Source organism: Methylophaga nitratireducenticrescens (assembly GCF_000260985.4).
GTDB classification, from domain to species: domain Bacteria; phylum Pseudomonadota; class Gammaproteobacteria; order Nitrosococcales; family Methylophagaceae; genus Methylophaga; species Methylophaga nitratireducenticrescens.
Genome location: NC_017857.3, coordinates 2779973 through 2790798, shown reverse-complemented (window position 1 = coordinate 2790798; position 10826 = coordinate 2779973). Strand labels below are relative to the sequence as shown.

11 protein-coding genes are annotated in these 10826 nt (G+C 46.5%); 3 read left to right on the top strand and 8 right to left on the bottom strand.

From position 1 onward, the window contains the following. Positions 1-70 precede the first annotated feature (70 nt). The gene (locus tag Q7A_RS13270; RefSeq protein ID WP_014708125.1) at positions 71-274 is read left to right on the top strand and encodes a SlyX family protein; all 204 of its coding nucleotides are present in this window, start codon (positions 71-73) and stop codon (positions 272-274) included. A gap of 45 nt (positions 275-319) precedes the next feature. Continuing rightward, positions 320-2320, top strand: coding sequence for a tRNA(Met) cytidine acetyltransferase TmcA (locus tag Q7A_RS13265; RefSeq protein ID WP_014708124.1), 2001 nt, complete (start codon positions 320-322; stop codon positions 2318-2320). Here Q7A_RS13265 and Q7A_RS13260 read toward each other — a convergent pair. Genes Q7A_RS13260 through rluC form a run of 8 tightly spaced genes read right to left on the bottom strand, consistent with a single transcriptional unit; the run spans position 2309 to position 7851 of the window. After that, on the bottom strand, positions 2309-2656 hold the full coding sequence (locus tag Q7A_RS13260; RefSeq protein ID WP_014708123.1) for a Rieske (2Fe-2S) protein: 348 nt from the start codon (positions 2654-2656) through the stop codon (positions 2309-2311). The genes Q7A_RS13265 and Q7A_RS13260 overlap by 12 nt on opposite strands. 2 nt (positions 2657-2658) lie before the next feature. Then, the gene (locus Q7A_RS13255) at positions 2659-3513 is read right to left on the bottom strand and encodes a PfkB family carbohydrate kinase (RefSeq protein ID WP_014708122.1); all 855 of its coding nucleotides are present in this window, start codon (positions 3511-3513) and stop codon (positions 2659-2661) included. Between the two features lie 12 nt (positions 3514-3525). After that, the gene (locus tag Q7A_RS13250) at positions 3526-4173 is read right to left on the bottom strand and encodes an adenylate kinase (RefSeq protein ID WP_014708121.1); all 648 of its coding nucleotides are present in this window, start codon (positions 4171-4173) and stop codon (positions 3526-3528) included. A 41-nt stretch (positions 4174-4214) separates the two neighbouring features. Beyond that, positions 4215-5054, bottom strand: coding sequence for an HDOD domain-containing protein (locus Q7A_RS13245; protein ID WP_014708120.1), 840 nt, complete (start codon positions 5052-5054; stop codon positions 4215-4217). Beyond that, on the bottom strand, positions 5045-5206 hold the full coding sequence (locus tag Q7A_RS15305) for a hypothetical protein (RefSeq protein ID WP_014708119.1): 162 nt from the start codon (positions 5204-5206) through the stop codon (positions 5045-5047). Before Q7A_RS15305 ends, Q7A_RS13245 begins: the two co-directional genes overlap by 10 nt. Then, positions 5206-6189, bottom strand: coding sequence for a S49 family peptidase (locus Q7A_RS13240; protein ID WP_014708118.1), 984 nt, complete (start codon positions 6187-6189; stop codon positions 5206-5208). The genes Q7A_RS15305 and Q7A_RS13240 overlap by 1 nt, the downstream gene beginning before the upstream one ends. A 43-nt stretch (positions 6190-6232) precedes the next feature. Beyond that, positions 6233-6895, bottom strand: coding sequence for an HAD-IA family hydrolase (locus Q7A_RS13235; protein ID WP_014708117.1), 663 nt, complete (start codon positions 6893-6895; stop codon positions 6233-6235). Further along, positions 6895-7851, bottom strand: a complete 957-nt coding sequence (gene rluC, locus Q7A_RS13230) for a 23S rRNA pseudouridine(955/2504/2580) synthase RluC (RefSeq protein WP_014708116.1) — start codon at positions 7849-7851, stop codon at positions 6895-6897. The genes Q7A_RS13235 and rluC overlap by 1 nt, the downstream gene beginning before the upstream one ends. Before the next feature lie 543 nt (positions 7852-8394). Between rluC and Q7A_RS13225 the strand changes: the two genes are divergently transcribed. Further along, the gene (locus Q7A_RS13225) at positions 8395-10812 is read left to right on the top strand and encodes an Rne/Rng family ribonuclease (RefSeq protein WP_014708115.1); all 2418 of its coding nucleotides are present in this window, start codon (positions 8395-8397) and stop codon (positions 10810-10812) included. The last annotated feature ends 14 nt before the right edge of the window (positions 10813-10826 follow it).

The following is a 10826-nucleotide window of genomic DNA, read 5'->3' as shown; positions in this document are numbered from 1 at the left end:
ACAGAGCAAAATAGCCCATTCTTAAAAATGTGTTTAAACCAATTAACTATAAGAAAGGGGAGGTTTAGCTATGCATGAAGATATCGTAGATTTACAAACCCGCATGGCGTTTCAGGATGGTGTGGTTGAACAACTGAATCAGGTGGTCACCGATCAGCAACAGCAGATAGATCGGCTGGAACGTCGAATGGAAAAATTGCTGGGTCAGGTGGAAGCACTTCAGGCAGATCAGTTGGTTCAGCAGGCGAATGAACCGCCGCCACCGCATTATTAATTCTGTCCAGCGTCGATGAAGTTGAATATGCCGTCCAGGCGATGTTTGCTGATCAAAGAAGAAATTGAGCTTGGTTACCAAACAGCAGAAGCTTTGTTGGCATTCTGGCAGCCTGATTCTCATATTTGGCTCACCGACGCTTCGCAAGCTTCAGCAGATAAAAAAATTCAAAAACAGGCACGCCAATTTCTCGGGCAAGAATTTGATGTAGTGGTTTTTGACGCCACTCTGGAATTTAATGCTGATAGCTTTGCAGCCATTATTGGCACAATCCGCGCAGGTGGTATGTTGCTGATGCTGCTGCCTGAAAAAAGCCCGTATTCCAATTGGTATCAACGGTTTGAGCAGGTTATGGCACATTACCAGGTTGACTTTGCTGAATTTCATCAATGGTTGCCAGGCAACATACTGCCAGGTGATTTTCGTCCGGAACAAACCCCGGATAAAGCGTTTCAACTGACGCCTGATCAGCAAAATGCACTAAGTCTTATCCACAAAACAGCCTTCGGTCATCGGCGCCGACCCTTATTGATTAATTCTGATAGAGGCCGTGGCAAAACAGCTTTGCTGGGAATCGCGGCAGCGGAATTGATTCGACAGGGAAAACAAAAGATTTTGGTCACAGCGCCCAGCTATGCCAGTGTCGAAACCTTGTTTAAACATGCTGCCAGCGAATTAAAAAACGCCCAACTTGGTCATGGACAGTTATTCAGTGATGGCTGCGAGATTCAGTTTGTGGCACCGGATGCCCTGCTGGAGAATGAGCTGGAAGCTGATGTATTGCTGGTCGATGAAGCTGCTGCCTTAACCTTGCCCATGCTCAAGCTGATGTTGCAGCGCTATCCCAGGATTATTTTTGCGACGACATTGCATGGTTATGAGGGCAGTGGTCGTGGTTTTAAACTGCAGTTCCAGCAAGTGCTTGATCAGCAAACACCAGATTGGCGGCAGGTTGAGTTAACCCAACCTGTACGTTGGAATTTAGGGGATGTGTTGGAGCAATTCAGCTTTGAACTGTGTCTGCTGGATGCCGAACCGGTCGCTGAACAATTGATTGTGGATCTGGGTATCGAAAAGCTTCAGGTTAAAAAACTGACTGCAGCAGAACTATTAAAGGACGAAGCGTTATTAAGACAATGCTTCGGGCTGATGGTGACGGCGCATTACCGCACTCGGCCATCTGATCTGCAAATGTTGCTGGATCGTGATGATATGTGGTTACTGGGGGTATTTAATCAGCAGCAACTGGTTGCCAGTGTCTGGTTAGTAGCTGAAGGCCCGATTAATCCGCGATTGGCCGCCGCCGTATTTGCTGGTGAACGGCGGTTAAATGGTCATCTGTTACCGCAGACATTGTTAGCCCATTCAGGCATCAGTATTGCCGGTGAATATCATTATCAGAGAATCGTGAGGATTGCTGTACATCCCGCTCTGCAAAATCGTGGCATCGGACAGTATTTAGTAAATGCTTTGGTTTCTCATTTACCCGAAAACACCGATATATTAGGTTGTAGTTTTGCTGCCAGCAAAGCACTGGTGTGCTTCTGGCAAAACAGTGATTATCGATTAATGCGAGTGGGCGCTCATAGTGATCACATCAGTGGTCGTCATGCGGTCATTCTGGCAAAACCCATCAGTTCGGCTGGCCAGCAGCTGGTTGAGCAAACCCAGCAACGACTGATTCAACAGTGGCCGGATTTGCTCAATAGCCAGTTATCTCATCTGGAAGCCGGTTTAATTCCATTATTGACGCAGCTGTTACCGGAAGCGGAGTTGCCAATAACAGCTGCTGATGAAGAGGAAATCACTGCGTTTGCCTTTCAAAAACGACATTATGATGCCTGCCAGATAGCCATCAGAAAATTTGTGTTGAACTGTGTAGCACAGCAGCGGTTTTTATCGCTACCTTCGTTACTGCAATCTATCTGCTTAATTTTTGTATTACAGCAACAGCCAATTGCGATTGTCTGCAGACAGTTAAATCTAAAGGGTAAACAGGACCTGCTGGGACAGTTACGTGAGGCAATACGGATTTTATTGCTCTGAGACCAGGTAAAGATCGCCCTGTTCATCAATTTCGGTTTGCAGGGCTGTCAGACTCTGCCCACGACAGGGACCGGAAATACAATAACCTTCTTCAAGCGTAAACAACGCGCCGTGTGTTGAGCATTGAATATGTGTTTCTTCCAGCGATAGAAATTTGTCAGGCTGCCAGTTCAAGGGGATGCCCAGATGTGGACAGTGATTAAGATAGGCGCGGATCAGCTTACCCTGACGAAGCACGACAATATCGAGCTCATTGTCTTCTGCTAAAGGGATCTGAAATCCATAGCTTTGATGGTTTTTCAGGTCTTTGGTATGGCAAACAAAATTTTTCATCATAATTAAACGAGATTTTCAAAACCATATTGTTGGCATTTTTCAGCAGCGAGCTGGCTGGCAAATTGCAAACTATTCTGTAGCGAATTTTCCGCTACCAGGCTGTGGATCATTCCGGCATTAAAGGTATCACCAGCACCCAGGCTATCAACAACATGATTGTTCTTGGTTGCTGGAACAAACATAACTTTTCCATTGTGCCAGCCATAAGCTCCTTCTGCACCCCAGGTAAGCGTTGCCTGATAGTTAACGGGCAGCGAAGCCAGCATATCCTCTGCAGATTGAAAACCTCTCGCTTTGGCATAATGGCTGGAGAAAAACAGCCAGTCAGCCCAGTAAAATAAGCTTTCAATATCTTCGCGAGGTTTCTCAATTTCCAGTGAAATAGGCAAATTTGGTGCCTTTTGCCGACAATGTTTCAGTATTTTCTGTAATTCAGCAATATTACGGCCTTCAAAATGCAGCCAGTCAAATAGTGATAAGTCGATGTGCTGGAATGCGGCATAACTCAATTCGGGACAATCGCGATGATGCACAATGGTCCGACTGCCATTTTGCCGGTTTAACGTGATATAGGATGTCGGCATTTTGCCCTCATTCAATCGAGGGCAAAACTGTATATTGATTTGATAGCGATTTAGATCGGTTTCGATAACCTGACCATCGGCTTCATTAATCAGTGTTGAAGCCAAATAACTTTGATGGCCCAGCTGACTTAACACACAAAGGGTGTTACTGGCATTACCACCGCGGCGAATGCGTTGTGATAATGCCCGAACTTCTGCATCTTCTTCGGGATAGCTGGCAACTTCATTGATAATATCCAGCGTCACAATGCCGGTGGCCAGAATGCATGCCATCAGTAAAACAAATCAGATGTCGTCGAAAATGGCACCGACTGCATCAGTAATGGCATCAATATCGCCGGTACCTTTAATCGTGTGAAGTTTATTCTGTTGCTGATAGAACCCAACCAATGGAGCCGTTTGTTCTTCATAGACTTTCAGGCGATTTTCAATAGTCGCTTCATTATCATCCTGACGTTGAAATAATTCACCACCGCAATTATCACAAACGCCTTGCTGTTTGGGTGGGGAAAGATGCACATTAAAAATAGCACCGCAATCTTTACAAGTACGACGTCCTGTTAATCGTTGCATCAGCTCCGCAAAGGGCACATCAAGCAACACAACGCCTTGTAATGGTTGTCCCAGATCAGCGAGCATTTGATCAAGGGCTTCAGCCTGAGCAATATTACGCGGGAAGCCATCAAGAATATAACCATTTTGGGCGTCATCATTGGTCAGACGTTCGCGGATAAGCCCGATCACGATTTCATCAGAAACCAGGGCACCGGCATCCATCGCGGATTTAGCCTGTTTACCTAATTCAGAACCTGCGGTGACTGCAGCACGCAACAGATCGCCAGTGGATATTTGTGGGATATTGAATTTTTTCGATAAAAAAACACCCTGAGTACCTTTACCGGAACCCGGCGCGCCAAGTAATACTGTTCTCATGTTTGCCTCTTGCTAGTTTGCTGTTCGTTTAAGTTAGAGTTTTATAATAAGTTTGCTGTCAGATGTTCCAACTGGATGGCCACTCTCCGTAAAAGTTGTGGGATGACTTCGGGCTGTAATCCCAATTTTTCCCAGGCTACCGGGTCCAATGGGGGCACATGCTGATCACCACTATGACCAAATGGCACAGAGCTGACCATAACGTCAGCGACGTGGACAATGCAGACTTCCGGCGCATAGCCTGAAGCAACCGGAGTGTGATGATGTCTGGCAACAAAACCAAGCGATTCCGGTAACCGCCAGGCTTGAATTAAGGCTTCTCCAGCCTCTGTGTGGTCAAAACCGATCACCCGCTGTTCAGCCAGATAAATGACTTCATGCCCGAATCTGGCGCTTTTTATTGCTTCGCCAGACAGCTCAGGCACTGATTGATACAGCACCAAACTGCCGATGTTATGTAACAAACCGGCAATAAGATATTGCTCACTTTGCTTATGGCCTGCCGCTTCAGCGAGTAATTTGGCGCAGATGGCACAGGCCAGACTGTGTCGCCAGAAAGTGTTCATCTCCATCAATGTTTTTGGAATGCCGGTAAAGGCATTGACTACCGATGTTGCCAGAACCAGATTGGTCAGTTCACGTGTACCAATAACGGTAATCGCACGAGAAATCGTATTTATCTGTGAGGGAAAACCATAGAACGGACTGTTAACGATCTTCAATAATCGTGTGACCAGTGCCGGGTCGGTATTGATAACTTTACTGATGTCATCCATGGCACTGTTGGGATCTTGAATTAATTCATCAAGCCGGGCATAGGTACTGGGTGGTGAAACCAGTTCCAGCGATTTATTAACCAGAGATAGAGGTGTTAAAGCCATGATTGATCCGACTCATCAGAGTAAAGCTTTTCCAGTGACGCTTCAGTAAATAACAAGGCTACCAAAGGATGTTTTAAATCGGCATAGCGGAATAATTCTTCGCGTTCAGCCAAAGCCCTGGCTTTCTGTTCGTTATGATAATTGGTTTCCATTAGCGAACATTCCAATATTGACTGTTTAGAAGAGTTTCACTGATTTTTACCCCCAGACTACCAGCAAAGCGATCCAGGTAACTGGGACGGGGAGTGTAGTCGACAATTTCCTCTGCACCCACGACCTCTCTGGCAACGGTACTGCTATTGGCTAGCCCATCAATCAGGCCTAATGCTAAGGCTTGTTCGCCGGACCAGAATAATCCAGAGAAAATTTCAGCATTATCTTTTAGACGATCGCCACGACCCGTTTTGACAACATCGATAAATTGTTGATGGATGTTGTTGAGCATTTCATGAGCATGTTCAACATCTTTTTCTTTCATGGGCATAAATGGATCAAGGAAGGCTTTATTGTCACCAGCGGTTAATGAACGTCTTTCCACACCCAGTTTGTCCATCGCTTCAGTAAAGCCAAAGCTGTCCATACGAACGCCAATGGAACCTACAATACTGGCTTTATCGGCATAAATTTCATTCGCTGCCACGGCGATGTAATACCCACCGGAAGCACAGACATCCTGAATAACGGCGTAAACCGGAAAATCAGGTCGCGTCGCCCGTAAACGCGTAATTTCATCATTGATTACACCAGATTGAACCGGGCTGCCGCCAGGTGTGTTCATCCGAAGGATTAGTGCTTTAGCTTGAGGGCTTTCGAAAGCTTCACGTATGCCGGTGACAACACGATCAGCACTGGCCTCCATATCCGGTGCAATCACACCACTCACATCAACTAATGCCGTATGAGGACCTGAAGGCAAATCGCTTTCGCCAAAAGGTCGAGTCATCAGGAAAATAGCCACGAAATAGAGTAATACCAGAAATTTAAACAGGTATCCCCAACGTCGGGTTGCGCGCTGCTCCTTTATGGCAGCAAACGCGAGATCCTGCAGAATTTTGCGTTCCCACTGGTCATTTTGCAGTGAAGTATTCTGTGGATCTTGTTTGTGTTCTGGTGGAAAGTCGCCAAAAGTCGCCATTATGTTTCATCCTGAACTATAAAGTTAGTGGGTCACATCATAATCAAAAGCGCACGTCGTTGCCATGCAACCAGTCATCCAACGCAAACAAGTCATCCACAATATGCAGTGGCTCACATGCCTGCAATCTCTCGAGAGCATGTGCCCCATGTGTTACCGCAACGCTTTTCGCTTTGGCATTATGGGCCATCAGCAAATCAAACTCGGTATCACCAATCATCATAGTGGCATCTGCTTCAATGCCACAGAAGCTTATTAATTCTTCAAGCATTTGCGGATGCGGTTTGGAATGACATTCATCAGCGCAACGCGTTGCGGTAAATAAATCTGCTAAACCAGTGGCAGCGAGGACTTTGTCCAAACCGCGACGTCCTTTACCGGTAGCCACACCGAGGAAAATATTCTGATTTGCCAGTTTGTGCAATAACTCGACAGCATTATCAAACATCGGTGACTCATGAGGATGATCCAGCCATATTTCCCGATAAGCCATTGCCAGCCGCTGAATATCTGCATCGGTGCTGTGCGGATAGAGGGTGTGGACGGCTTCTGGTAAACCCAAACCAATAATCTGACTGATTGTATTATCGGTTAATGGTGAGAGTTGCAGTTTATGAATGGCTTCGCGCATACAGAAAACGATATGACTGGTGGAATCCATCAGGGTGCCATCCCAGTCAAAAACGATCATTTGATATGGACTCATTACTGCTTTTCCAATTGTTTTAAAACGTCTTTAAGCGCATCTGGCAGTTCTGCGTTAAATGTTAATGGCTCATCAGATATCGGATGTTTCAGCGAAAGCTGCCACGCATGCAGAAACATGCGTTTTAAACCATATTGTCTGAGATGTTTGTTAAATTCGCGATCGCCGTACTTTTCATCACCAGCTACTGGATGTGACTGGCTGGCGCTATGCACCCGGATCTGATGTGTACGTCCGGTGTAGAGTTTTGCAGTAACCAGCTGGCAGCCGGAAAACTCCTGCTTTACCTCAAATAAGGTTTTGGATTTTTTACCATTAATATCCGGTACAACCATTCGCTCGCCAGAACTTAACGAATTTTTTTGCAATGCCAAATCAACAATGTTTTCCTGAGCAGGCCATTTGCCCCTGGTTAACGTAAGATAACGCTTATCGGTTTCAGAGGCTTTCATTTGCTGCTGCAGATTCAAAAGCGCGGCACGGCTTTTTGCCAGTACCAGACAACCTGAAGTGTCACGATCCAGGCGGTGTACCAATTCAACAAAGCGATTTTCAGGACGGATAATGCGCATGGCTTCAATGACGCCCAATTGGATCTGACTACCCGCGTGAACTGCCAGACCTGCAGGTTTGTTTATCACCAGTATGTCATCATCTTCCATAAGGATTGCGCTTTCAAGCGCATCGGTAAGCGACTCGGATAACTCGGTAATAACAACTTTCTCACTGACCCTGAGCGGGGGAACCCTTACCTGATCACCAGCTTGTAGTCGATAGGTCTGTTTAATGCGACCTTTATTGACTCGAACTTCACCTTTGCGCAAGGCACGATAAATCCGGCTTTTCGGAACACCTTTTTCCAATGTAATCAAAAAATTATCAATACGTTGGCCTGCCTGATCGGCCCGAATATCGATAAATTGAACGCTTGGTGCTGCTGGTGGAGAATTCGCCATAAAATATTGTAAGGTTATTTCTTGCTGATGTGGTTGCAGACTGATATATTTTGCCGTTGGTCTGTACGTAAAATGAGGTCAGTATACCGGCTTTCTGGCGATGAGACCTAAGCAAACGTCGCTCCCCCTAGAAATGGGGTTGATGCGGCTAAGGACACGAAACGAATTTGAATACGCTGAACAGGGGTTCAGTGATGCAGGGCTCCGCAAAACGAGCTTGTTTTTAAGAATAAATGGTTCCCACGTCTGGCTACAGCAAAACAAATAGCAAAAAATGTACAAGACAGGGCGACGAAGTAAATAATCAAACGTACTGTGACTAAAGAGAGTCACACGACGTTATGTAGCGTTGCAGAACCCTATTGCAGCCACAATGTGATGACATTGTATAAATGGACCAGTGATCTGTTGATTCGATACTGGCAGTGCCCAACTAGTTGATTATATTGCTGATAAAACGCCGTTCTGGATGTCCTGGGCAGGCTGATGCCGCCCGGCTTACTGACTGTAACTGACGCGTGAACCTCTAACTGAGGTTTATGAATGAAACGAATTTTAATTAACGCAACACACGAAGAAGAGTTGCGTGTTGCGATGGTCGATGGCCAGCGCTTGTTCGATCTAGATATCGATACTCCTTCCAGAGAACAGAAAAAAGGTAATATTTACAAAGGTAAAATCACTCGTGTAGAACCGAGTCTTGAAGCGGTTTTTGTTGAATACGGTTCTGAACGTCAAGGCTTTCTGCCACTCAAAGAAATCAGTAAAAGCTATTTCCGACAAAATAAAGATGACGGCGACAACAACGGCCGAATCAATGTTCAGGATGTACTTTCAGTTGGCCAGGAACTGGTCATTCAAATCGAAAAAGAAGAACGTGGTAACAAAGGCGCAGCCCTCACCACATTTATCAGCCTGGCCGGTCGTTATCTTGTTTTAATGCCGAATAGCCCGCGTGCTGGTGGAATTTCACGCCGGATTGAAGGCGATGAACGTGCGGAACTGCAAGAAGCCTTGCGCGATCTGGAAGTTCCTGATGGCATGGGCATGATTGTTCGCACCGCCGGCGTTGGAAAACAAACCGAAGAACTGCAGTGGGATCTGGAATATCTTGTCCAGCTCTGGACAGCTATTGATGTCGCCACCAAAGATCGGAATGCACCATTTCTGGTGTATCAGGAAAGCAACATCATTATTCGTGCGTTACGTGACTATTTGCGTAAAGACATTGGTGAAATTCTGGTAGATTCTCCTGAAGTTTATCAAACCGGTTATGATTTCATGCGCATGGTTATGCCGCATGAACTCAGCAAATTCAAGCTGTACCAGGACAAAGTTCCGTTGTTTACTCGTTACCAGCTGGAAAGCCAGATTGAAAGCGCTTTTCGTCATGAAGTGCGACTGCCTTCCGGTGGCGCTCTGGTAATCGACCCCACTGAAGCATTGATCTCAATTGACGTGAACTCGGCGCGTGCCAATAAAGGCGGCGATATTGAGGAAACGGCCCTGAATACCAATCTGGAAGCGGCTGAAGAAATTGCCCGTCAATTACGGTTACGTGATTTGGGTGGACTGGTGGTTATCGACTTTATTGATATGGGACCTACCCGTAATCAGCGTGAGGTGGAAAACCGTCTGCGTGACCATCTCAAATCAGATCGTGCTCGCGTACAGATTGGCCGCATTTCACGGTTTGGTTTGCTGGAAATGTCACGTCAGCGTTTACGCCCGGCGTTGGGAGATGCGCATCAGGAAGTCTGTCCACGTTGTGCCGGTTTAGGCCATGTGCGTGGCGTAGAATCTTTAGGTTTAGCCGTATTACGGCTGGTTGAAGAAGAAGCGACTAAAGACAGCGTCAGCCAGCTGGTGATTCAATTACCAGTCTCTGTAGCGACTTTTATGCTCAATGAAAAGCGTGCTCAGATTGATGCTATTGAAAAACGTCATGGTGTACGTTTGGTGCTGATTCCCAACCCGCATTTGGAAACGCCACACTATGATATCGAACGCATCAAAGAGAGTAACGAGAAAAAGACAAGCAGCCATCAGTTAATAACCACGCCGGAAATTGAAGCAGCGGTAGTACTAAAAGAAAAACCGGTTATGGAGCAGCCCGCTGTCACCGGGATTGCACCTATTGCGCCAGCACCTATTATTAAACCGGCAGCAGCTGAACGTAAGCCGAGCCTGTTAAAACGTCTGTTGAGCGTATTGACCGGTGCACCGGTAGAAGATCCAGAAGTGGGCAAACCTGCTTCTGTCGCTAAAGAAACTGATGAGGAAAAAGAAACCCGTAATCAAAATCGTCGTAGCCGGGGACGAAACAATACTAATCGACGCAATAATAACCGTCCTCGTCGGCCAGAAAATGCTGCTAGCGAAGAGGGGCAAAATACCAAAGCAACGGAAGCACCCGCCAAAGTTGCCGCTGCAGATGAGAAACCTGCAGCTGAGGCTGCGGGAGATGAAAAAACGCGTAACCCTAATGCCAAACGTTCACGCCGGGGTGGACGTCGTCGTCGCGGGCGTGGTGAAGGTGATGCAGCAGCGGCTGGAACAGTCGCGACTGAGACCCCTGAAACCTCTGAAAAAGTGGAACGTCCGGAAAAGGGCAATGCCATTCCGGCACCTCCACCAGAAGTGAATGGTAATGCTATTCCTGAACCTGAACCGGAAATCAATGGCAATGCTATCCCAGTATCCACAGAGCCGGAAGTAGACGGCAACAAAATTCCGGCTAAATCTGCGCCACGTCGTTCGCGTACCAGCACCGGGGCCTCGACTAATAACCGTCGTCGTCGCGGAGCCCCCGCCAAAGATAAAGAAAATCGTGATGCAAAAGAAGTAGAAAAAAATCCTGCTTCGACTGATAATGAGACTCAGAAGGTTGAAAAACCAAAACCAGTTGAAAAACCAAAACCAACTGAAGAGAGTCCTAAAGCAGATGCCAAGGAATCATAAATTTAGCTGTGACG

Coding starts and splice junctions, on each gene's coding strand:
- Q7A_RS13270 (WP_014708125.1), top strand. CDS start 71: ATGCATGAAGATATCGTAGATTTACAAACCCGCATGGCGTTTCAGGAT.
- Q7A_RS13260 (WP_014708123.1), bottom strand. CDS start 2,656: ATGATGAAAAATTTTGTTTGCCATACCAAAGACCTGAAAAACCATCAA.
- Q7A_RS13255 (WP_014708122.1), bottom strand. CDS start 3,513: ATGGCATGCATTCTGGCCACCGGCATTGTGACGCTGGATATTATCAAT.
- Q7A_RS13250 (WP_014708121.1), bottom strand. CDS start 4,173: ATGAGAACAGTATTACTTGGCGCGCCGGGTTCCGGTAAAGGTACTCAG.
- Q7A_RS13245 (WP_014708120.1), bottom strand. CDS start 5,054: ATGGCTTTAACACCTCTATCTCTGGTTAATAAATCGCTGGAACTGGTT.
- Q7A_RS15305 (WP_014708119.1), bottom strand. CDS start 5,206: ATGGAAACCAATTATCATAACGAACAGAAAGCCAGGGCTTTGGCTGAA.
- Q7A_RS13240 (WP_014708118.1), bottom strand. CDS start 6,189: ATGGCGACTTTTGGCGACTTTCCACCAGAACACAAACAAGATCCACAG.
- Q7A_RS13235 (WP_014708117.1), bottom strand. CDS start 6,895: ATGAGTCCATATCAAATGATCGTTTTTGACTGGGATGGCACCCTGATG.
- rluC (WP_014708116.1), bottom strand. CDS start 7,851: ATGGCGAATTCTCCACCAGCAGCACCAAGCGTTCAATTTATCGATATT.
- Q7A_RS13225 (WP_014708115.1), top strand. CDS start 8,395: ATGAAACGAATTTTAATTAACGCAACACACGAAGAAGAGTTGCGTGTT.